The organism is Chitinimonas koreensis (assembly GCF_014353015.1).
Lineage (GTDB): Bacteria > Pseudomonadota > Gammaproteobacteria > Burkholderiales > Chitinimonadaceae > Chitinimonas > Chitinimonas koreensis.
This window is the reverse complement of the sequence record NZ_CP060704.1, coordinates 3,340,448-3,361,808: the sequence shown is the minus strand read 5'-3', so window position 1 is coordinate 3,361,808 and position 21,361 is coordinate 3,340,448. Positions and strand designations below refer to the sequence as shown.

General features: G+C 71.7%; 16 protein-coding genes and 1 riboswitch. Of the genes, 13 read left to right on the top strand and 3 right to left on the bottom strand.

The window, feature by feature from the left end; all coding sequences use genetic code 11:
* The first annotated feature begins 1 nt into the window (after position 1).
* The 11 genes from H9L41_RS14170 (at position 2) to H9L41_RS14120 (ending at position 13,919) form a co-directional block, all read left to right on the top strand.
* Positions 2-913: an SLBB domain-containing protein gene (locus H9L41_RS14170; protein WP_051318996.1), complete on the top strand. Its 912-nt coding sequence runs from the start codon at positions 2-4 to the stop codon at positions 911-913.
* Positions 914-1,208: 295 nt separating this feature from the next.
* Positions 1,209-2,609, top strand: coding sequence for a chain length determinant protein EpsF (gene epsF / locus H9L41_RS14165; protein ID WP_028446184.1), 1,401 nt, complete (start codon positions 1,209-1,211; stop codon positions 2,607-2,609).
* Positions 2,606-3,481, top strand: coding sequence for a chain length determinant protein tyrosine kinase EpsG (epsG, locus tag H9L41_RS14160; RefSeq protein WP_051318994.1), 876 nt, complete (start codon positions 2,606-2,608; stop codon positions 3,479-3,481). Before epsF ends, epsG begins: the two co-directional genes overlap by 4 nt.
* Positions 3,482-3,714: 233 nt before the next feature.
* On the top strand, positions 3,715-5,064 hold the full coding sequence (locus tag H9L41_RS14155; protein WP_051318993.1) for a hypothetical protein: 1,350 nt from the start codon (positions 3,715-3,717) through the stop codon (positions 5,062-5,064).
* Positions 5,061-6,179, top strand: a complete 1,119-nt coding sequence (locus H9L41_RS14150) for a glycosyltransferase family 4 protein (RefSeq protein WP_028446182.1) — start codon at positions 5,061-5,063, stop codon at positions 6,177-6,179. The genes H9L41_RS14155 and H9L41_RS14150 overlap by 4 nt, the downstream gene beginning before the upstream one ends.
* Positions 6,176-7,324: a glycoside hydrolase family 5 protein gene (locus tag H9L41_RS14145; RefSeq protein ID WP_028446181.1), complete on the top strand. Its 1,149-nt coding sequence runs from the start codon at positions 6,176-6,178 to the stop codon at positions 7,322-7,324. The genes H9L41_RS14150 and H9L41_RS14145 overlap by 4 nt, the downstream gene beginning before the upstream one ends.
* Entirely contained in the window at positions 7,321-9,111 is a 1,791-nt protein-coding gene (locus H9L41_RS14140; RefSeq protein WP_084300220.1) for a WecB/TagA/CpsF family glycosyltransferase, read from the top strand. The genes H9L41_RS14145 and H9L41_RS14140 overlap by 4 nt, the downstream gene beginning before the upstream one ends.
* A gap of 196 nt (positions 9,112-9,307) precedes the next feature.
* Positions 9,308-10,774 (top strand): oligosaccharide flippase family protein, encoded by a 1,467-nt coding sequence (locus H9L41_RS14135; RefSeq protein WP_028446179.1) that lies wholly within the window; start codon positions 9,308-9,310, stop codon positions 10,772-10,774.
* Positions 10,775-10,991: 217 nt separating this feature from the next.
* Complete coding sequence (locus tag H9L41_RS14130) at positions 10,992-11,777, top strand: polysaccharide pyruvyl transferase family protein (RefSeq protein ID WP_028446178.1); 786 nt, start codon at positions 10,992-10,994, stop codon at positions 11,775-11,777.
* 10 nt (positions 11,778-11,787) lie between these two features.
* Positions 11,788-12,933 carry an acyltransferase family protein gene (locus tag H9L41_RS14125; RefSeq protein WP_028446177.1) on the top strand — a complete coding sequence of 382 codons (1,146 nt, stop codon included), beginning with the start codon at positions 11,788-11,790 and terminating at the stop codon, positions 12,931-12,933.
* Positions 12,930-13,919: a glycosyltransferase family protein gene (locus H9L41_RS14120; protein WP_028446176.1), complete on the top strand. Its 990-nt coding sequence runs from the start codon at positions 12,930-12,932 to the stop codon at positions 13,917-13,919. The genes H9L41_RS14125 and H9L41_RS14120 overlap by 4 nt, the downstream gene beginning before the upstream one ends.
* Positions 13,920-14,181: 262 nt before the next feature.
* Here the strand turns inward: H9L41_RS14120 and H9L41_RS14115 are convergent, their stop codons facing one another.
* Positions 14,182-14,622: a hypothetical protein gene (locus H9L41_RS14115; RefSeq protein ID WP_028448037.1), complete on the bottom strand. Its 441-nt coding sequence runs from the start codon at positions 14,620-14,622 to the stop codon at positions 14,182-14,184.
* 245 nt (positions 14,623-14,867) lie between these two features.
* Between H9L41_RS14115 and H9L41_RS14110 the strand changes: the two genes are divergently transcribed.
* On the top strand, positions 14,868-16,277 hold the full coding sequence (locus H9L41_RS14110; RefSeq protein WP_028448036.1) for a mannose-1-phosphate guanylyltransferase/mannose-6-phosphate isomerase: 1,410 nt from the start codon (positions 14,868-14,870) through the stop codon (positions 16,275-16,277).
* A 212-nt stretch (positions 16,278-16,489) separates the two neighbouring features.
* Here the strand turns inward: H9L41_RS14110 and H9L41_RS14105 are convergent, their stop codons facing one another.
* On the bottom strand, positions 16,490-17,056 hold the full coding sequence (locus H9L41_RS14105) for a TMEM165/GDT1 family protein (RefSeq protein WP_028448035.1): 567 nt from the start codon (positions 17,054-17,056) through the stop codon (positions 16,490-16,492).
* Between the two features lie 86 nt (positions 17,057-17,142).
* Positions 17,143-17,251, bottom strand: a riboswitch (yybP-ykoY riboswitch).
* Between the two features lie 709 nt (positions 17,252-17,960).
* Positions 17,961-19,217 carry a D-amino acid dehydrogenase gene (locus H9L41_RS14100; protein WP_028446780.1) on the bottom strand — a complete coding sequence of 419 codons (1,257 nt, stop codon included), beginning with the start codon at positions 19,215-19,217 and terminating at the stop codon, positions 17,961-17,963.
* Between the two features lie 176 nt (positions 19,218-19,393).
* On the opposite strand from H9L41_RS14100, the gene H9L41_RS14095 reads away from it, so the two are divergent.
* Positions 19,394-21,253, top strand: coding sequence for an ATP-binding protein (locus H9L41_RS14095; protein ID WP_051319134.1), 1,860 nt, complete (start codon positions 19,394-19,396; stop codon positions 21,251-21,253).
* Positions 21,254-21,361 lie beyond the last annotated feature (108 nt).

Genomic DNA, 21,361 nt, shown 5'->3' with positions numbered 1-21,361 from the left:
GATGAAAAACCTGCTCTGCCTGTTCCTGCTGCTGCCCCTGCCGGCCCTGGCCGCGAAGTCGGCGACGGCTGCGGCCACCGTCCCGGCCGCTGCCGTGCCGAACGGCTCTGTACCGGCCGCCGCCGTTCCGGCCAGCGCCGTGCCGACCGCCGCCGTTCCGACCGCCGCCGTGCCGGCGGCAGACGACCACTACGTGCTCGGCGAGGGCGACGTGGTCAAGATCACCGTCCACAACCAGCCCGACCTCGCCACCGAGACCCAGGTCGGCAGCGACGGCAGCATCAGCTTCCCGCTGCTGGGCGCGGTGCCGGTCGGCGGGCTCAGCTTCGGCGAGGCCGAGCGCCGCATCGGCGAGCGGCTGGTCAAGGGCGGCTACCTGCGCGAGGCGACGGTGACGCTGCTGCTGACCCAGTTCCGCAGCCGCCGGCTGTCGGTGCTCGGCGAGGTCAACCAGCCGGGCCGGCTGGCGCTCGACGGCGCTGCCACGCTGGCCGACGCGCTGGCGCTGGCCGGCGGCGTGGCGCCCGGCGGCGGCGACCGGGTGGTGCTGCTGCGCACCGCGCCGGACGGCCGCCAGAGCCGCAGCGAATACCGCATCAGCAAGCTGCTCGACCGCTCGGCCGCCGGCCAGCCGCCGGTGCCGGTCGGCGGCGGCGACGTGGTGTTCGTGCCGCGCGCCGAGCAGTTCTACGTGCACGGCGAGGTGCAGAAGCCCGGCGTGTTCCGGCTCGACCGGCCGACCAGCGTGATGCAGGCGCTGTCGATGAGCGGCGGCTTCAGCCCGCGCGCCAACACCCGCCATTTCATCGTCTACCGGCGCGACGCCGACGGCCAGGTGCGCGAGCGCGAGCTGCAGCCGACCGATGCGATCGTCGACGAAGACGTGCTGTTCATCCGCGAAAGCTGGTTCTGACGATGTGTGCCGCTTTTTACGATCGGAGCCCTGCCGTGGAATCCCTTTTACCGCAAAGGACGCTGAGGACGCGGAGAAGGGCGCCGGGGGCATTCCCTCGTTCGTCCGAGTCAGCGTTCCTCCGCGTCCTCGGCGTCCTCCGCGGTGAAAAATCGGCCGCGGAATCCACCCCTTCGGCCGGATCGCCCGTAGGCGCGGCTTCAGCCGCGAATAGGGGTCGCGGACGCTTCGGCCATTCGTGGCTGAAGCCGCTCCTGCGGGTTCTGCGCCCACGTGGGGGTACGCCGCCATGCCGATGACCCCGTCCCAGATCCTGCGCGCCCTGCGCGCGCGCTGGCGCACCGTGGCGATCTGCACCGCGGCGACCGTCGCCGTGGTGCTCGGCGTCACGCTGCTGCTGCCGCGCCAGTACACCGCCACCACCCAGCTGATCGTCGACAGCAAGGCCACCGATCCGGTGACCGGGCTGACGCTGCCGGCGCAGATGCTGCCCGGCTACCTGGCCACCCAGGTCGACATCATCACCAGCAGCAACGTCGCCCGCCGGGTGGTCGACCGGTTGCAGCTGGCGCAGCGGCCGGCCTGGCTGGCGCAGTTCCGCGCCGGCGGCGGCAGGGGAGAGGCGCGCGAATGGCTGGCCGAGGCGGTGCGGCGGCGGCTCGAGGTGAAGCCGGCGCGCGACAGCAACGTGATCACCATCCAGTGCAGCGGCAGCGATCCGAAGGAAGCGGCCGAGCTGGCCAACGCGGTGGCCGAGGCCTACGTCCAGGCCAGCCTCGACCTGCGCACCCAGCCGGCGCGGCAGATGGCGCAGTGGTTCGACGGCCAGCTGGCCACGCTGCGGCAGACGCTGGAGGCGGCCCAGGCCAGGCTGTCGGCCTTCCAGCAGCAGAGCGGCATCGTCGCCGGCGACGAGCGCATCGACGTCGAGAATGCCCGGCTGGACGAGCTGTCGACGCTGGCGGTCACCGCCGAAGGCCAGCGCGCCGATGCGCAGAGCCGCAGCGGCCAGCTCGGCCGCGAGCAGGTCGACGCGATTCCCGACGTGCTGGCCAATCCGCTGATCCAGACCCTGAAGGGCGATCTGGCGCGCGCCGACGCCAAGCTGGCCGAGCTGTCGGCACGGCTGGGCGAGCGCCATCCGCAATACCGTCAGGCCAAGTCCGAGGCCGACGCGCTGCGCGGCCGGCTGGCGAGCGAGATCGCCACCGCCGGCAGGAGCCTGGCCAGCAACGCCCGCATCGGCGCCCGGCGCGAGGACGCGCTGCGCCAGGCCACCGCGGCGCAGAAGACCCGGGTGCTCGAGCTGCGGCGCCAGCGCGACCGCATGGCGGTGCTGGCGCGCGACGTCGAGAGCGCCCAGCACGCCTACGACGCGGCGCTGCAACGCGCGGCGCAGAACCGCATGCAGGGCCAGATGGCGCAGACCGACATCGCCGTGCTCAACCCGGCCAGCCCGCCGGCGCGGCCGTCGAGCCCGCGGCCGGCGCTGAACGCGCTGCTGGCGCTGGCGCTCGGCCTGTTCGTCGGCGTCGCCGTGGCGCTGGGCCGCGAGCTGGCGCGCCGCCGGGTGCGCTCGGCCGAGGACCTGCTGCCGCTCGGCCTGCCGGTGCTGGCCAGCATCGAATCGGCCCGGCCGCCGGCGCCGCGCCGCGCCGCGCCCACTCACCGCCAGGCCGCGAGGGCACGCCCATGAAGAACGAAACCCTGCCCGACGCCGCCGAGCGCGAACGTGCTGCGCTCGCCTCGATCGGCGCGCTGCTGATCGACAGCGGCAAGCTCAGCCCGGCCGACGCGGAACGCGTGCTGCGCCACCAGCGGCTCACCGGCCTGCGCTTCGGCGAGGCGGCGCTGCAGCTGGGCGTGGTGGCCGAGGCCGACATCCGCCAGGCCTTGTCGCGCCAGTTCGACTATCCCTGCCTGCTGCCCGGCGACCCGCGCGTGGCGGCCGAGGTGGTGGCCGCCTTCGAGCCGCACGGCGCGGTGGTCGAGCAGCTGCGCGCGCTGCGCAGCCAGTTGCTGCTGCGCTGGTTCGACCGGTCCGAGCGGCGTGCGCTGGCGGTGGTCGGCAGCCAGCGCGGCGAGGGCCGCAGCTTCATGGCGGCCAACCTGGCGGTGGTGTTCTCCCAGCTCGGCGAACGCACCCTGCTGGTCGACGCCGACCTGCGCCATCCGCGCCAGCACAAGCTGTTCGGCTGCGACGACCGCCAGGGCCTGGCCGCGCTGCTGGCCGGCCGCGAGCTGCCCGAGGCGGTCCAGCGCGTGCCGGGCCTGCTCGGCCTGTCGGTGCTGCCGGCCGGGCCGACGCCGCCCAATCCGCAGGAGCTGCTGACGCGCGCCTTCACGCCGCGGCTGCTCGACTGGGCGCGCAGCCATTACGACGTGGTGATCGTCGACACCGCCGCCGCGCGGCCCTGCGCCGACGCGCTGACGGTGGCGGCGCAGGCCGGCGGCGCGCTGCTGCTGGCGCAGCGGCACGCCAGCGAGCTGGCCGACACGCGCCGGCTGGTCGATCAGTTGCGCGCCGCCGGCGCTACGCCGGTCGGCGCGGTCATGAACGAGTACTGAGCGCCTTATGAGCTGTGGTGACCGTCGTTTGTGTTCAATCCGCTGCGCAGGCACCCGGCCAAGCCGGGCGCTTGCGGGCTGCGCATGCGCAACCAACGGCGTCACCTTGATTGATTCCGACTCCCCCGCCTTCGCCGCACCGGGGTCCCCGCGAAGTCGAAGACTTGGTGGGGCGGGCCGGAGGGGGCCTCGCTTTGCTCGGGCGTGGACCTTTCGGTCGGGGGCGCAGCTCGATGAACGCCAGCCTGTCCAGCGCGCCGCCGTTCGCGCCATCCGTCCCCGCCGAGGCCGCCGCCGCGACGCCGCGCGGGCTCGGCCTGCTGCTGGCCGCTGCCGCCTTCTACACCGCGCTGGCCTGCTTCCTGCACACCTGGGCGCTGCGCATGGGCCAGGGCCAGGTCGCCGCGCTCGAGGGCCTGGTGCTGCTGGCCTGCCTGCCGTGGGCGCTGCGCACGCTGCGGCCCGGCCTGATCGCGCTGATGCTGGCGCTGCCGATCTCCTTCCTGGCCACCGGCCTCGCCTGGGGCGGCTTCGACGTCAAGGCCTTCCGCGACCTCCTGCTGCCGCTGGTGTTCGTCGCGCTCGGCAGCAACGTCGGCTCGTTCGAGGCGGCCGACCGCATCCTCGGCCGGCTGGCCGCGGCGGTGATCGCGGTGGCGCTGTTCGAATGGCTGTTCGTCGACGCCTATACCCGGCTGTTCGACGTGTTTTCCTACTACGTCGGCATCGGCGGCATCGTCGAGAACGCGGCCATGTACAGCGGCCAGAAGCTGCAGCTCAACGGCTTCAGGCCCGAGGGCATCGGCCGCACCATCCTGCCCTGGCTGTTCGGCAACCACCGCATGTCCTCGCTGTTCCTCGAGCCGGTGTCGCTCGGCAATTTCGCGGTGATCACCTTCGCCTGGGGCCTGGCGCGCGACCGTCTGCGCGACGGCTGGCGCTTCATGCTGGCGGCGCTGGTCATGATCGCGCTGGCCGATTCGCGCTACGGCATGCTGGCCGTCGGCCTGCTGCTGGTGCTGCGGCTGGCGGTGCCGCCGGCCTGGAGCGCGCTCGGCGCCCTGTTCCCGCTGGCCTGCGTGGCCGCCGTGATCGGCGCGGCGCTGGCCTATGCCGGCCCGGCCGCCGACAACGTGCTGGCGCGGCTGGCCACCAGCGGCCGCGCGCTGCTGTCCTTCGACGTGCCGACCCTGCTCGGCCTCGACGGCCCGACCCCGCTGTACGGCGACATGGGCTACGCCTACGTGCTGTCGCGCTTCGGCCTGGTGCTGGCCGCCGCGCTGTGGGCCGCGCTGTGGCTGGTGCCGCTGGCCGGCGACCGGGCGCGCCGCTTCCGTCTCTACCTCGCGCTGTATGCCGCGCTGATCCTGTGCGTGAGCGGCACTTCGCTGTTCGCGCTGAAGACCGCCGGGGTGCTGTGGTTCCTGTTCGGGTGCGTGATGCGGTTCGACGGGAGGCCTGTCGGCCAACCCCATCCCCACCCTAGCCCTCCCCTTGAAGGGGAGGGGACGCGATCTTTCGGAGATCTGGGTAGGGCGCTGAAGAACAAGGTAATCGATGAAATGGGAAGGGGACGCGAATGAAGATCGTGCACGTGGTCAGGCAGTACTACCCCTCGCTCGGCGGCATGGAGGACGTGGTGCGCAACATCGCCCGCTTCCAGCGCGAGGAGTTCGGCCAGTCGCCGCGCATCGTCACGCTCGACCGGCTGTTCCGCGGCGACGGCGCGGCGCTGCCGGCGCAGTCGCTGGTCGACGGCACGCCGGTGCTGCGGCTGCCCTATCGCGGCTCGGAGCGCTACCCGCTGTGCCCGGCGGTGCTGCGCGAGGTGCGCGACGCCGACCTGGTGCACGTGCATGGCGTCGACTTCTTCTTCGACTACCTGGCGCTGACCCGGCCGCTGCACCGCCGGCCGCTGATCGCCTCGACCCACGGCGGCTTCTTCCACACCCGCTTCGCCCGCCGGCTCAAGCAGCTCTACTTCCACACCGTCACCCGCGGCACGGCGCGCCAGTACGCCCGCATCGTCGCCACCAGCGAGAACGACGGCGCGCTGTTCGGCCGGGTGGCGCAGCGCAATCTCGAGGTGATCGAGAACGGCGTCGACATCGACAAGTTCGCCGACCGCGCCGCGCCGGCGCCGACCCGCACCTTGCTCTACTTCGGCCGCTGGTCGGTCAACAAGGGCATCCTGGCCGCGCTCGATTTCGTCGCCGCGCTGCGGCGGCAGGAACCGGGCTGGAACCTGATCGTGGCCGGCCGCGAGTACGACTACGACCTGGCCCGGCTGCGCAAGGAGGCTGCGCAGCGCGGCCTGGCCGACGCGGTCGAGCTGGCGGCCAACCCGAGCGATGCCGAGCTGGCGCAGCTGATGGGGCGGGCCAGCTACTTCATCGGCCTGTCCGAGCACGAGGGCTTCGGCATGGCGCCGGTCGAGGCGATGAGCGCGGGCCTCACCCCGGTCCTGGCCGACATCCCGCCGTTCCGCCGCCTGCTCGGCCATGCCGGCGCCGGCATCCTGGTGGCGGACGGCGGCCAGGCGGCCGCGCTGCGCGAGCTGGTGGCCGACCACGCCGCCGGCGGCCCGGCCACGGTGCGCGCGCAACTGCGCCGGGCCGCCCAGGCCTACGGCTGGCGCTCGGCCGCCGGCCGTTACGCCGCCGCCTATGCGCGCGCGCTCGGCAGGGCCGCGGCATGAGCGCCCACTGGCTGTGGATCGGCGCGCTGCTGGCCGGCGCCTGCCTGTGCGCGGCGCGCGCCGGCTGCCTCGGCGACGACCCGCTGCGCGGCGTCAACCTGTCGGGGCCCGAGTTCAACGGCAACCGGCTGCCCGGCGTGGTCAACCAGGATTTCGTCTACCCGCGCCAGGCCGACCTGGCCTATTTCGCCGCCGCCGGCGCCAACGTCATCCGCCTGCCGCTGCGCTGGGAGCGGCTGCAGCCGGCGCTGTGGGAGCCGATCGACCCGACCGTGGCCGCGGCCGTCGACACCGTGCTGGCCCAGGCGGCGGCGCTCGAGCTGTGCGTGATCCTCGACCTGCACAACCACGGCCAGTACCGCGGCACCGCGATCGGCGGCGAGGGTGTGCCGGAGGAGGCCTTCATCGACTTCTGGAAGCGCATGGCGGCCCGCTTCCCCGACGCCCAACTGGCGGCGCTGGGGCTGATGAACGAGCCCAACCTGCTGAGCACCCGGGCCTGGAGCGCGCTGGCCCGCCGCACCGTGCACAAGCTGCGCAAGGCCGGCGCCGGCCACCTGCTGCTGGTGTCGGGCGGCCGCTGGAGCGGTGCGCACGACTGGTTCAGCGCGCCGGTCGGCGACCTGTCCAACGCCGAGGCCTTCGCGCCGCTGAGCGACCGGCTGCAGCGCAGCCTGGTCGAGATCCACCAGTACGCCGATCCGGGCTACTCGGGCACCGGCAGCGAATGCGTCGAGCCGGCCCGCCTGAGCGCCATGCTCGACCGCCTCGCCGCCTGGGCCGGCGCCAGCGGCCAGCGGCTGTTCCTCGGCGAATTCGGCGTGCCGGCCAGCGCCGGCTGCCTGGCGGCGCTCGAGGCCATGCTGGTCGCGCTGCGCGACGCGCCGGCCTGGAAGGGCTGGGCCTACTGGGCCGGCGGGCCGTGGATGGGCAACTACCCGCTGGGCATCCAGCCCAGGGCGGGACTGAACCTGCAGCCCGGCGGGAGCGCCGGCGTCCGGTCGCGCGGCAAGGCCGGATCGTCGCAGGGCGGGCGGCCCGCCTCGGGCAATGGCCGGCCCGGCGTGCAGGCGGCCGGCGCCGGCGACACGCCGCAGTTCGGCGTGCTGCGGCCCTATCTGCCCGGCCAGGAGGCGGCGCGATGAAGTCCTGGTCCGCCACCGTCGACAATATGAAGGCCATCGGCATCGTGCTGGTGCTGCTCGGCCATGCGCCGGGCCTGCCGGCCTTCTTCAAGTACGCGGTCTACGGTTTCCACGTGCCGCTGTTCTTCCTGCTGGCCGGCTTCCTGCTGGCGCCGGAGCGCCTGGCGCAGCCGCCCGCCGCCGCCGCGCGCCGGCTCGGCCGCACGCTGCTGCTGCCCTATGCGCTGTTCTTCGCGCTGTCCTGGGCCTGGTGGCTGCTGACCCGCGACGGCAGCGCGCATGCCGCGCGCGACGCGGCCCAGGCCTGGTACGCGCCGCTGGCCGGCCTCGCGCTCGGCTACGGCGAGGCGCTGACGGTCAACTATGCGCTGTGGTTCTTCCCGGCGCTGTTCGCCACCGCCTTGCTCCATCACCTGCTGCGCCGCCGGCTGGACGCCGGGCCGGCCTGCGCCGCGGCGCTCGCTCTGGCGCTGGCCGTGGTGCTGCTGCGCGAGCCGTCCTGGCCGCGGCTGCCGTGGGGGCTGGACAACGCGCTGGTCGCGCTCGGCTTCTACGCCGCCGGCGCCCTGCTGCGGCAATGGAGCGAGCAGCGGCCGGCCCGGCTGGTCGAGCCGCCGCCGCCGCGCTGGGCCTGGCCGGCCGCGCTGGCGCTGGCTGGCGCGGTGGCGGCGCTGACCGCGCTGAACGGCCGGGTCGACCTCAACTACCTGGTGTTCGGCCGCTGGCCGGCGCTCTACCTGCCGACCGCCTTCGCCGGCATCGGCCTGGTCGCCGCGGTGGCCCGCCGCCTGCCCGACAGCGCGCTGGCGCGGCGGCTGGCGCGCGACAGCCTGGTGCTGTTCCCGCTGCACGTGCTGGCCTTCAGCCTGTTCACCGGGATCGGCGTGAAGCTGTTCGGCCTGCCGCACGATTTCAAGTCGGCCTCGCCGCTGTTCGGCCTGGCCTATACCGTCGGCGCCGTGCTGCTGCTGATGCCGCTGGCGGCGCTGCTGCGGCGGCTGTGGCCGGCGGTGTTCGGCCGCGGCCCGGCCGGGCGGGGCAGGGCGCGGCCGCAACCGGCCGCCGACGGCACGCTGGCCATCGCCGGCTTCGCGGTCGCCAGCGCCGACACTGACCAGGCGATCGCGCTGCTGGAGCGGCGCATGGCGGCCGGCCAGCCCAGCTGCGTGTTCTTCGCCAACACCAATTTCATCGTCAAGTGCCAGCCGTTGCGGGCCGAGATGGCGGCGCCGGGGCTGCTGATCTTCAACGACGGCATCGGCATCGACCTCGGCGCGCTGCTGCTGCACGGCCGCCGCTTCGCCGCCAACCTCAACGGCACCGACTTCCTGCCGGCCTTCTTCGCCGCCACGCCGCGCCGCGTCTACCTGCTCGGCGGCCGGCCCGGCGTGGCGCGCCGCGCCGCCGCGGTCATCGAGTCGCGCCACGGCCAGCGGGTGGTCGGCGTGCGCGACGGCTACGGCGGCATGGCCGACCCGGTCGCGGTGCTGGCCGACATCGCCCGGGCCAAGCCCGACGTGCTGCTGGTGGCGCTGGGCAATCCGCTGCAGGAGCGCTGGATCCTCGACCACCGCGCGCAGCTGGCCGTGCCGGCGACCTTCGCGGTCGGCGCGCTGTTCGATTTCCTGTCGGGCGAGGCGCGCCGCGCGCCGGCCTGGATGCGCGCCGCCCACCTCGAATGGAGCTACCGGCTGCTGTGCGAGCCGCGCCGGCTGGCGCGCCGCTACACGCTGGAGATCGCGGTCTTCCTCTACTACTGCCTGCGCTTCAAGGCGAGGCCGCGATGACTTGCGACGCATTGCAAATGCTTGCTCCTCCTCATTCAAGGGGGAGGTCGGGGCGGCCGGCTCAGGCAGGAGGATGGGGTCGGCTGGGGAGCGGATTCGCATACCCCATCCCCACCCCGGCGCTTCCCTCGAAGGGGAGGGCGTGGGCGCGTCGCCTATCGCCCCATGCGCAGATCACGCAGCAGGAGGCACCGCGATGAACGCGCCGCAGGGCAAGGTCGTCCGTTCGCTGGCCTGGACCACGCTGGAAAGCGTCGGCGTGTTCGGCGTCGCGCTGGCCGCGCTGCCGGTCTACGCCCATCACCTGACCCCGTCCGAGCTCGGCCTGGCGGCCATGGCGCTCGGCGTGGTGCAGCTCTTGAACGTGCCGATCGAGAGCTGGCTGCAGGTCGGCCTGATCCAGCGCCGCGACGCCGGCGCGGCCCATTACGACAGCGCCCATACCGGCACGCTGCTGCTCGGCTGCCTGCTGTGCGCGCTGTGCTGGTTCGGCGCCGACGCCTTCGCCGCGCAGCTCGGCGAGCCGGGCCTGGCGCCGCTGCTGCGCGCCATGGGGCTGAGCCTGCCGCTGTCGGCGGCGACCAGCGCGGTGGCGGCCTGGCAGCGGCGGGCGATGGATTTCCGCCCGATCGCCGTGCGCACCCTGGTCGGCCGGTTGGCCGGCGGCCTGGCCGGCATCGCGCTGGCGATAGTCGGCGCCGGGCCGTGGAGCCTGGTGGCGCAGCAGCTGTTGATGACCGGCCTGGCCTCGGCCTGCATCTGGTTCAGCGTGGCCGAGCGGCCGCGGCTGCGGCTCGACGGCCCGGCGCTGCGCTTCCTGGCCGGCTTCGGCGGCTTCTCCACCGTCAACCTGCTGCTGGTGCAGGCGGTGCAGCGCAGCTTCGTCGTGCTGGTCGGCGCGCTGCTGGGCAGCCAGGCGGCCGGCTATTTCAACCTGGCCTTCCGCACCGTCGACGTGCTGCGCGACGTATTCGCCGGCGCGGTCGGCCAGCTGGCGCTGCCACTGTTCTCGCGCGTGCAGGACGACCGCGTCGCGCTGCACCAGCGCTATCACCAGGCGGTCGGCTATTGCTGCGCGCTGCTGTTCCCGCTGTTCGCCGGCCTGGCCGCCTGCGCCGACGAGGTGGTGCGGCTGGCCTTCGGCGAGCGCTGGCTGGCGGCGGTGCCGCTGATCGCGCTGCTCTCGCTGCTCACCTTCCAGTTCTTCCCGCGCATGTTCGCCGCGCCGGCCATGAACGCGGTCGGCCGGCCGGCCGGCATGGTGTGGAACGCCGCGATCCAGCTCGCCATGGTGCTGGCCGGCCTCTTGCTGCCGGCGCAGCCGACGCTGGCCTGGGCCGCCGCGGTATGGGCGCTGCGGCTGCTGCCGGCCACCCCGGTCGACTGCCTGGCGCTGCGCCGCGCCAGCGGCATCGGCCTCGCCGCGCAGTGGCGCGGCGTGCCGCAGGCCGCGCTCGGCGCCGGCGCGATGGCGGCGATCGTCTACGCGCTGGGCCTGGCGCTGGCGGCCTGGCCGCCGGGGCTGCGGCTGCCGGCGATGGTGGCGGCCGGCGTGGCGGCCTACGGGTTGTTCCTGTTGCTGTTCCGCCGCGGCCTCCTGGCCGGGCTGCAGCGGGCGCTGGCCGAGGGGCTCGGCGCGCGGCCGGGCGCGGCCCGGTCCTAGGCGCGCGGCATGCAGATCGATCTGGCAAGGCAACGGCCTTTACCGCGGAGGACGCCGAGGACGCGGCGGAGGGGCCAGGCCCTGCAAGCCGGCGAGCTTGCCTCGGCGTCCTTCGCGTCCTCCGCGGTGAGCCTGGTTTTTCCCTGCGCATGGGCCGCCGCATATCGCAAGGCAGGGGTATTCACCTCGATGACTGGTTTCCAGGAGTAAGTAAAAAATGTCCGTCTCAGAATCCGCACTCCCGCTGTACTACTGGAACGACGTCAGCAATTTCGGCGACCAGCTGTCGGCCGCCGTGGTGGCCTGGGTCACCGGCCGGCCGGTGGTGCGCGCCGCCGCCGACCGCCGCGGCAAGCTGCTGGCGGTCGGCTCGGTGCTCGACAAGGGGCTGGACGGCGACGTGGTGTGGGGCACCGGCGTGCACCCGCATTTCTACGACGCCTACTACGCCAAGCCGGGCAAGCTGGCCTTCCTCAAGCCGCGCATGCGGGTACCCGAGCTGCGCGTGCTGGCGGTGCGCGGCCCGTTCACCCGCGACGTGCTGCTGGCCAACGGCATCGACTGCCCGCCGCTGTTCGGCGATCCGGCGCTGATCCTGCCGTGGTTCTTCTCGCCGCCGCGCGAGACCCGCCACCGCGTCGGCCTGGTGCCGCACTACAAGGACCTCGAGCGCTACCGCGACTGCGGCTTCCCGGTGATCGACGTGCGGCAGGACTGGCAGACGGTGGTCAGCGAGATCGCCGCCTGCGAGCGCATCGTGTCGACCTCGCTGCACGGCCTGATCGTGGCCGAGGCCTACGGCATCCCGGCGGTCTGGCTGCGCGAGAGCGGCAGCGAGGGCTTCGTCAAGTTCGCCGACTACTACCTCGGCACCGGCCGCGCGGTCGACCCGCGCTACAGCCTGGCCGATGCGCTGGCCTGCGAGGTGGAGGAGCCGCCGCCGTTCGACTGCACCCGCCTGATCGCCGCGCTGCGCGAAGCGCCGTCGCTGCCGGTACTGTGAGGCCAGGGCGATGACCGACAAGATCCGCTCCCTCGAAGGCCTGCGCGGCTATATGGCGCTGTGGGTGTTCGTCACCCACGTCAGCACCATGGCGGCGCTGGCGCTCGACAAGCAGGCGGGCGCCGGCTGGCTGCTGGCCAACGGCAGCTTCGCCGTCACGGTGTTCATCCTGCTCAGCGGCTTCGTGATCGGCATGCTGCTGTCGCGCGAGCGGCCCGACCCGTGGCCGGCCTTCATGCTGCGGCGCGGCTTCCGGCTGTTCCCGGTCTACCTGGCCTGCCTGGCCGCCTCGGTGCTGGCGCTCGACCTGTCGGTGCAGGCCCTGCAGGCGCTGCCCTGGCCGTCGCCGCGGGCGGCCGACCGGCTGCGGATCTTCGCCGACACGCAGGCCTGGTTCTGGCCCCACCTGCTGCTGCACGCCGGCCTGCTGCACGGCCTGGTGCCCGACGCGCTGCTGCCGTCGACCTCCTACGCCTTCATGGGCCAGGCCTGGAGCCTGACGCTCGAATGGCAGTTCTACCTGCTGGCGCCGCTGCTGGTGCGCGCCGCGCGCCGCCACGCGCTGAGCCTGCCGCACCAGTTCGCCGTCGTGCTGGCGCTGGCGCTGCTCAACCGGGTGCTCACCCAGCCGTCCTTCCTGCTCGGCCAGCTGTGCTTCTTCGCGGTCGGCTACTTCGGCTACCGGCTGCACGCCGCCTACCGGCAGGGCCGGCTGCCGCTGCGGCGGATGGTGGCCGCGCTGCTGCTGCAATGGCTGGCGCTGCTGCCGACCGGCGCCGAGGCCGCCGCCTTCGCGCTGTGGCTGCCGGTGCTGCTGGCCGCCAGCGAGCCCGCGCTGCGCTTCGCCGCGCCGCTGCGCGCGCTGCTGGAGAACCGCGCCGCGCTGTGGCTGGGCCGGGTGTCCTACAGCTTCTATTGCTGCCACATGGTCGGCATCTACCTGGTCGCCTGGCTGCTGCTGGTGCCGCTGCGCATCGATTCGCACCCGGTCTATGCGCTGGCGCTGGCGGCCGGCTCGCTGGCGCTGAACCTGGCGCTGGCGGCCGTGCTCAACCGGACGGTCGAGGAGCCGATGATCGCCCGCGGCCGCAAGCTGGCCGAGCGCCGCGCCGGTGGCTGCGAACCGCAAGCGGTGGCGGCGGAGGGCAGGGCATGAGCACGCTGCGGCTGGTGACCGGCGCCTATCCGCCCGACGTCTGCGGCGTCGGCGACTACAGCCATGCGCTGCGGCAGGGCTTCGACGCCGCCGGCTGGCGCGCCGAGGTGTATTGCCGCAAGGACTGGCGGCTGGCCAGCCTGCCGGGCCACTACCGCGCGCTGCGCGGCTCGGCCGCGGTGCTGAACATCCAGCACCCGACCGCCGGCTACGGCGGCAGCGCGGTGCCCTACCTGTTGTGCGCGCTGCCGCTGAAGGCGCGCAAGGTGGTCACGCTGCACGAGTACACGCGCAAGGGCCGCGCCGGCAAGCTGATCGCCCAGCTGTTCTTCGCCTTCGCCGACCGGGTGGTGTTCACCTCCGAATTCGAGCGCGACGCCGCGCTGCGCGTCGCACCCTGGCTGCGGCGCAAGGCGGCGGTGATCCCGATCGGCAGCAACATCCCGATGCACGACCCGCGGCCGGCCGAGACCGACATCGCCTATTTCGGCCTGATCCGGCCGGGCAAGGGCATCGAGGAATTCCTCGCCGTGCTGGCCGCCGCGCAGCTGCCGGGCGGCACCCGCATCCGGCTGATCGGCCAGGTGGTCGACGGCTTCGAGGCCTATGCCGACACGGTGGCGGCGCAACTGGCCGCGCTCGGCGGCGAAATGGTGCCGAACCGCTCGCCCGACGAGGTGGCCGGGCTGCTGTCGCGCACGCGGGTGGCGCTGCTGCCGTTTCCGGACGGCATCAGCCAGCGCCGCGGCTCGGCGCTGGCGGCGATGGGCAACGGCGCGCTGGTGCTGTCGACGCCGTCGCAGGACGACCCGGCGCTGTTCGAGGGCATCTGCCTGGCCGAGCCGACCATCGACCGGCTGGCGCGCCGGCTGGAGGCGGTGCTGGCCGAGCCGGACGCCTGGCGCGCCGTCGCCGAGGCCGGCATGCGCCATGCGCGCCAGCTGTCGTGGGAGGGCATCGCGCGTGCTTATCAAGCGCTGTTCTGACCAGGGCTGGGCAGAGGGATGGGTTGGGCGTTCCGGCGCCGCGGACGCCGATCCGGGCCATTGCGGCCCGGCGGCGCCTGATCGCCGCGTAGGAGCGGCTTCAGCCGCGAATGGCCGTGGTTCGCCGCGCGCTTGGGATGTCGCTTTTGTAGGAGCGGCTTCAGCCGCGAATGGCGGCCGCATCCACTACGGCCATTCGCGGCTGAAGCCGCTCCTACAAAGGCCGCTCTCGCGGCTAGGTCAAGATCCGTGCCCGGCCGATTCAACCGCGCCGGCGGCGCAGCAGCAGCAGCGTGAGTCCGATGCCGAGCACGGCGAAGCCGGTGAACGAGTGCGAGGGCGCCAGCACCCGGCCCGGCAGCGTGCGCAGGCCGGCGTCGAGGCGGCCTGCGACCGCCAGCGTGCCGTCCGCCTGGCCGGCGCCGATGCGCATGAAGCGTCCTGCCGGGCCGCTGTCGGCGAAGCGGCCGAGCTGCAGGAAGCCCTCGGCCGCGGCCGGCGCGGCGGTGCGCACCGTGGCGTCCTGCAGCAGCGCATGGCCGCTGCTGCGCGGCAGGGCGAACAGCCGCTGTTCGACGAAGGCGCCGTAGCCGTCGGTGCGCGGCGCGGCCGGCAGGTCGGCGTCGACCACGGCGGCCGGCGCGGCCAGCGAGGCGAGGCCGGCCAGGGCCGTGGCGATGAAGTTGGTTGCGATGCGGGTCATGGAAATCCTCCGGCGGCAATGGATGCAGGGCGCCCCTCCAGGGCGGGCCGCCGCTTGGGCGGTGGCCTCCGTTTCCATGATGTTTGCATGATTGTAGGTTTGGTGTAAAGTGAAATTGCTGCAATGCAATATGAATGTAAATTTAAATTTATCAATGAGTTGTAGTGAATTTTTTGACCGTTAAAGAGTCGGCATATTGCTGTGCATAAGTGCCGAAGCAGATAACCAGCCGGAGTGAAAACACCATGTCCCTGACGCCCCTGATCCTGTGCGGTGGAAGCGGCTCCCGCCTGTGGCCGCTGTCGCGCAGCGCCTATCCCAAGCAGTTCCTCGCCCTGGCCGGCGAACAGTCGCTGCTGCAGCAGACGTTGGCGCGCATCCCGCCGCAGGCCGCCGCGCCGATCATCGTCACCAACGACGATCACCGCTTCCTGGTGGCCGAGCAGTGCCGCGCCGCCGGCGTGCGGCCGGCCCGCATCGTGCTGGAGCCGGCGGCGCGCAACACCGCGCCGGCGATCGCGATCGGCGCGCTGCTGGCGCAGGCGGCCGACCCCGACGCGGTGCTGCTGGTGCTGGCCAGCGACCATGTGGTGCAGGACGTGGCCGCCTTTCGCGACTGCGTGGCGCAGGCGCTGCCGGTGGCCCAGGCCGGCCGGCTGGTCACCTTCGGCATCGTGCCGGCCTCGCCGCACACCGGTTACGGCTATATCCAGCGTGGCGTGAAGGATCCGCGCGGCCCGCACTACGGCATCGAGCGCTTCATCGAGAAGCCCGACGCGGCGCGCGCCCAGGCGCTGCTCGAGCTCGGCGGCCATTACTGGAACAGCGGCATGTTCCTGTTCCGCGCCGACGTCTTCCTGGCCGAGCTGCGCCGCTTCGCCCCGGCCATCGTGGCCCAGGCCGAGGCCGCGCTGGCCGGCGCCGACGACGATCTGGACTTCATGCGGCTGGACCGCGACGCCTTCGAGGCCTGCCCGAGCGATTCGATCGACTACGCGGTGATGGAGCGCACCCAGCTGGGCGCGGTGGTCGAGGCCGACATCGGCTGGAGCGACATCGGCTCCTGGCCGGCGCTGGCCGAGGTGCTGGAGTCGGACGAGGAGGGCAACGCGCTGCAGGGCGACGTGGTGCTGGAAGAGAGCCGCGACTGCCTGGTGCATGCCAGCCACCGCATGGTGGCGGCGGTCGGGGTGGCCGACCTGGTGATCGTCGAGACCGCCGACGCGGTGCTGGTGACCCACAAGACCCAGGCGCAGGCGGTGAAGAAGATCGTCGAGCGGCTGCAGACCGCCGGCCGCAGCGAATGCGCGTTCCATCGCCGGGTCTACCGGCCGTGGGGCAGCTACGAGGGCATCGACCAGGGCGCGCGCTTCCAGGTCAAGCGCATCGAGGTCAAGCCCGGCGCCTCGCTGTCGCTGCAGATGCACCATCACCGCGCCGAGCACTGGATCGTGGTGCGCGGCACCGCGCGCGTCACCTGCGGCGACAGCGTGAGCCTCCTGACCGAGAACCAGTCGACCTACATCCCGCTCGGCGCCACCCACCGGCTGGAGAACCCGGGCAAGCTGATGCTCGAGCTGATCGAGGTGCAGTCGGGCGCCTACCTCGGCGAGGACGATATCGTGCGGTTCGAGGATACGTACGGGCGGCGCTAGCCGCGCCGGCCGTGTGAGGGGTAAGGCGTGAGGGGTGAGGTGTTGACCCCATCCCCCTCCCAGCCTCCCCCTTGAAGGGGGAGGGGCCGTGCGGCGATGGCTCCATCGCCTGCGATCGTGACGTGGTCACTGCGCTGCTCCCTCCCCTTCAAGGGGAGGGGCGGGGTGGGGATGGGGTTACACCTCACGCCTAACCCCTCCCACCTCACCCCTCACATCCCGACGCCCAGCAACGCCAGCACGCCCAACACCGCGAACAGCGCCGCCGCAATCCCGTGCACCAGCCTCACCGGCAATGCCTGCGCCGCCCGGTCGCCGATCCAGACCACCGGGGCATTGGCCAGCATCATGCCCAGCGTGGTGCCGACGATCACCCAGGTGTATTGGTCGAAACGCGCCGCCAGCGCCACGGTGGCGAACTGGGTCTTGTCGCCCATCTCGGCCAGGAAGAAGGCGATCAGCGTCGCCCCGAACACGCCGAAGCGCTCGGCCACCCTGGCGTCGGCGTCGTCGAGCTTGTCCGGGATCAGCATCCAGCCGGCCATGGCGATGAAGGAGATGCCGAGGATCCAGCGCATCGCCGCCGGCCCCAGCTGCGCCATCAGCCAGCTGCCGACCGCGCCGGCCAGCGCGTGGTTGACCAGGGTGGCGGCCAGGATGCCGAGCACGATGGGGACGGGTTTGCGGAATTTGGCGGCGAGCAGCAGCGCGAGCAACTGGGTCTTGTCGCCGATTTCGGCGAGGGCGACCACGCCGGTCGAAACGAGGAAGGCTTCCATGACGGGATTTTTTCCGGGGCCGGCGACGAACCATGGACGCAGCCCGCCGCGGCCCCTTGCCGGTCGGGTGCGTCCGTGGTCTTGCCAGGCGGGATCGGGCGATCCTGCTGCCTGCGCCATGATCGGAAACGATCAAGCATGTTGACGCGGGCTTCCGCCGGGGCGGCGGAACGGCTACTCCCCAAGGACGGCGCGCAGTCTAGCGGGATCGGGGCGGGATGTCACTGCGGGGTGAGGGTGAAGGGTGAAGGGTGAAGGGTGAAGGGTGAAGGGTGAAGGGTGAAGGGTGAAGGGTGAAGGGTGAAGGGTGAAGGGTGAAGGGTGAAGGGTGAAGGGTGAAGGGTGAAGGGTGAAGGGTGAAGGGTGAAGGGTGAAGGGTGAAGGGTGAAGGGTGAAGGGTGAAGGGTGAAGGGTGAAGGGTGAAGGGTGAAGGGTGAAGGGTGAAGGGTGAAGGGTGAAGGGCGAAGGGCGAAGGGCGAAGGGCGAAGGGCGAAGGGCGAGCTGTGCAGCGTGCTGAAGAGATGCGCCGTGCGATGTCGAACTGCAGCGACCCTCTCCCTCCGGGAGAGGGCAGGGTGAGGGAGCGCCGGTTCAGGACGTACTGCAGGTCGGTGAGCGCTCCACGGTCGCTCCCTCACCCTAGCCCTCTCCCGGTGGGAGAGGGGACGGCAGCGCGGACTGGCGAGCCTGCGGTTTGATTGCACGACGTGAATCAGCGCTTGCGTTCGGTGAGCAACCAACTTCCATACTGAGAACGCCTCACGCCTCACGCCTCACGCCTCGCCTCACGCCTCACGCCTCACGCCTCACGCCTCACGCCTCACGCCTCACGCCTCACGCCTCACGCCTCACGCCTCACGCCTCACGCCTCACGCCTCACGCCTCACGCCTCACGCCTCACGCCTCACGCCTCGCAGAAATCGAACGCCAGCTCCGGCTGCCGCCCCGCGATGATCTCCGCCACCGCCCGTCCCGAACCCGGCCCCTCGGTCCAGCCCAGCGTGCCGTGGCCGGTGTTGAGGAACAGGTTGCGGTAGCGCGTACGGCCGATCAGCGGCACGTTGGACGGCGTCGACGGGCGCAGCCCGGTCCAGTACTGCACCGAGTTCGGGTCGGCCGAGTTGGGGAACAGCTCGAAGTAGCGCCGCGTCAGCGCCTCGCAGCGCACATCGTTGAGCTCGGTGCTGTAGCCGTCGAGCTCGGCCGTGCCGGCGATGCGGATGCGCTCGCCCAGCCGGGTGTAGACCATCTTGTAGCCGTCGTCGGTCAGGCTCACCGTCGGCGCGCCCTCGAAGCCCTCGGTCGACAGCGTGGCCGAGTAGCCCTTGGTCGGATAGATCGGCAGGTAGAGCCCGAGCGGCGCGGCCAGGAGCGGGCTGTAGCTGCCCATGCACAGCAGGTAGTGGTCGGCCCGCAGCACCGCCTCGCGGCCCTCGCAGTCGCGGATCTTCACGCCGGTGATGGCGCCGTCCTCGTGCTCCAGCGCGCGGATGCAGGTGTTGTAGCGGAATTCCACGCCCTGCTCGGCGGCGCGCGCCGCCAGCGCCTGGGTGAACTTGCGCGCATCGCCCGACTCGTCGTCGGCGGCATAGACCGCGCCGACCAGCCGGCCGCGCTGGCCGGCCAGCGCCGGCTCGATCGCGATGGCGCGCTCGGGGTCGATCGCATAGCGCTCGCAGCCGAATTCGCGCATCAGTTCGGTCGCCTCGGCCGCCGCGTCGAGGCTGGCGCGGTCGAAATAGAGCTGCAGGATGCCGCGGCTCAGCTGGTCGTATTCGATGCCGGTATCGGCGCGCAGCGCGCGCAGCGTGTCGCGGCTGTAGAGGCCGAGGTTGACCATGCTGACGATGTTGCGGCGATGCGCGGACGGCATGCATTCGCGCAGGAAGCGCGCGCCCCACAGCCACTGGCGCAGTTCCAGCCGTGGCCGGAACAGCAGCGGGGAATCCTCCCGCCACAGCCATTTGAGCACCTTGAGCGGTGCGCCGGGATTGGCCCACGGTTCCGATTGCGAGACCGAGATCTGGCCGCCGTTGGCGAAGCTGGTCTCCAGCGCCGCCTCGGGCTGGCGGTCGACCACCGTCACGTCGAATCCCGCCTGGCGCAGGAACCAGGCCGAACTTACGCCGGTGATACCGGCACCGAGCACGATGACGTTCAAACCCGCTACTCCTTGTCGGTGGCGGCACTGCGCCGCCAAGGCCCCGTTTGCATCGAATTTGAGCGAGGCTTAATAATAAGAATGCGCCGCCGGGATACATTCGGCCGTAAGCTGTCTAGCCAGCCTTCGACGCCACTCAGAACCATTATCCAATAAAAAGCCGGGGAACCCTCCACATGACCCTTACCCTGCGCCGCGCCGTGGTACTCGCGATCCTGGCGGGCCTCCTGGTGCCGGGCATCTTCATCAGTTATCTGACGCTGCAGCGGCAGCAGGATTCCCTGATCAAGCGTCTGAACGAGGATCACAGCCGCATCACCGAGATCCTGGTGCTGGGCATGCAGGAACCGCTGTGGAACCTGTCGCCCGATACCGGTAAGCCGCTGCTCGATTCGGTGATGAGCGACGAGCGCATCGTGCGCGTGATCGTGCAGGACGCCACGCTCGGCACCTTCCTCGAGAAGAACAGCCCCGAACGCCGCCAGGGCAAGCTCAAGACGCTGTCGCAGAGCGTCACCAAGCAGGGCAACGTGATCGGCAAGGTCACCGTCGAAATGGACGACGGCGCTGCGCTCGCCTCGATCCACCAGTACCAGCGCTACTATTTCCTGACCGCCGCGATCCAGCTGATCGCCAGCCTGGCCTTGATCCTGGTGATCCTGCAGAGCCGCGTGCTCAACCCGCTGCAGCGGCTGATGGCCGAATCGATCCGGCTGGCGCGGCGCGAGCTGTCCATCCCGTTCGAATGGAAGCGGCAGGACGAGATCGGCAAGCTCGGCCAGAGTCTCGAGATCACCCGCCAGTCGCTGCACAGCCTGTTCGGCGAGCTGGAGCACAAGAACCAGGAGCTCGAGGCCGACATCCAGCAGCGCAAGCAGATCGAGCAGGCGCTGCGCGCCAGCGAGGACCGCTACCGCCGGCTGGTCGAATCGACCAACGTGGTGCCGTGGGAAGCCAACCCGGCCGAATGGCGCTTCACCTACGTCGGCCCGCAGGCCGAGACGCTGCTCGGCTACCCGCTGCACATCTGGTACAGCGAGGGCTTCCTCACCAGCTACCTGCACCAGGACGACCGCCACCTGGCCTACAAGCTGTTCACCGAGGCCCAGGGCAAGGACCAGACCATCGAGTTCGAATGCCGCATGCTGGGCGCCGACGGCAACGTGGTGTGGGTGATGCTGGTCGCCACCGCCATCCCCGACGAGAGCGGCGAGCGCCACCTGCAGGGCTATCTGATCGACGTCTCGGCGCGCAAGGCGACCGAGATCGAGCTCAACCACTACCGTAACCACCTGGAAGAACTGGTCGAGCAGCGCACCAAGGCGCTGGCGGCCGCCAACAAGGAGCTCGAGGCCTTCTCCTACTCGGTCTCGCACGATCTGCGCGCGCCCTTGCGCAGTGTCGACGGCTTCTCGCAGGTGCTGCTGGAGGACTATTCCGACAAGCTCGACGATGCCGGCCGCCAGTACCTGGGCCGCATCCGCAAGGCCACCCAGAACATGTCGAGCCTGATCGACGACCTGCTCAACCTGTCCAAGCTCACCCGCAGCGACATCAACACCCAGCCGGTCAACCTGTCCGACGTGGCGGCCGAGATCGTGCAGGAGCTGCAGAGCGCCGATCCGGAGCGCGAGGTGGCGGTCAGCATCATGCCCAACCTGGTCACCGACGCCGATCCCAAGCTGATCCACGCCGCGCTGCAGAACCTGCTGGCCAACGCCTGGAAATTCACCGCCCGCGCGCCGCATGCCGAGATCCGCTTCGGCGCGACCCATATCGACGGCCAGAACGCCTTCTTCGTATCGGACAACGGCGCCGGCTTCGACATGGCCTACGCCGACAAGCTGTTCGGGGCGTTCCAGCGGCTGCACAGCCCGCAGGAGTTCGAGGGCAACGGCGTCGGCCTCGCCATCGTCCAGCGCATCGTCACCCGCCACAACGGCCGGGTCTGGGCCAAGGGCGCGCTCAACCAGGGCGCGACCTTCTACTTCACGCTGCCGCGCCCGCCCGAGCGCAGCGGGGCCTCGAACGGCTAGCCGTTCGAACGTGAGGTGTGAGGCGTTAGGCGTGAGGGGTTGACCCCCTCCCAACCTCCCTCTAATTGAAGGGGAGGAGTAGGCAGCGAAGCACCCAAGGCCTGCGAT

Excerpts from the sequence above, each read along its gene's own strand:
- H9L41_RS14105 (WP_028448035.1), bottom strand. The coding sequence starts at position 17,056 with ATGGAAGCCTTCCTCGTTTCGACCGGCGTGGTCGCCCTCGCCGAAATC.
- H9L41_RS14140 (WP_084300220.1), top strand. The coding sequence starts at position 7,321 with ATGAAGTCCTGGTCCGCCACCGTCGACAATATGAAGGCCATCGGCATC.
- H9L41_RS14170 (WP_051318996.1), top strand. The coding sequence starts at position 2 with ATGAAAAACCTGCTCTGCCTGTTCCTGCTGCTGCCCCTGCCGGCCCTG.
- H9L41_RS14155 (WP_051318993.1), top strand. The coding sequence starts at position 3,715 with ATGAACGCCAGCCTGTCCAGCGCGCCGCCGTTCGCGCCATCCGTCCCC.
- H9L41_RS14145 (WP_028446181.1), top strand. The coding sequence starts at position 6,176 with ATGAGCGCCCACTGGCTGTGGATCGGCGCGCTGCTGGCCGGCGCCTGC.
- H9L41_RS14135 (WP_028446179.1), top strand. The coding sequence starts at position 9,308 with ATGAACGCGCCGCAGGGCAAGGTCGTCCGTTCGCTGGCCTGGACCACG.
- H9L41_RS14095 (WP_051319134.1), top strand. The coding sequence starts at position 19,394 with ATGACCCTTACCCTGCGCCGCGCCGTGGTACTCGCGATCCTGGCGGGC.
- epsG (WP_051318994.1), top strand. The coding sequence starts at position 2,606 with ATGAAGAACGAAACCCTGCCCGACGCCGCCGAGCGCGAACGTGCTGCG.
- epsF (WP_028446184.1), top strand. The coding sequence starts at position 1,209 with ATGACCCCGTCCCAGATCCTGCGCGCCCTGCGCGCGCGCTGGCGCACC.
- H9L41_RS14130 (WP_028446178.1), top strand. The coding sequence starts at position 10,992 with ATGTCCGTCTCAGAATCCGCACTCCCGCTGTACTACTGGAACGACGTC.
- H9L41_RS14150 (WP_028446182.1), top strand. The coding sequence starts at position 5,061 with ATGAAGATCGTGCACGTGGTCAGGCAGTACTACCCCTCGCTCGGCGGC.
- H9L41_RS14120 (WP_028446176.1), top strand. The coding sequence starts at position 12,930 with ATGAGCACGCTGCGGCTGGTGACCGGCGCCTATCCGCCCGACGTCTGC.
- H9L41_RS14125 (WP_028446177.1), top strand. The coding sequence starts at position 11,788 with ATGACCGACAAGATCCGCTCCCTCGAAGGCCTGCGCGGCTATATGGCG.
- H9L41_RS14110 (WP_028448036.1), top strand. The coding sequence starts at position 14,868 with ATGTCCCTGACGCCCCTGATCCTGTGCGGTGGAAGCGGCTCCCGCCTG.
- H9L41_RS14115 (WP_028448037.1), bottom strand. The coding sequence starts at position 14,622 with ATGACCCGCATCGCAACCAACTTCATCGCCACGGCCCTGGCCGGCCTC.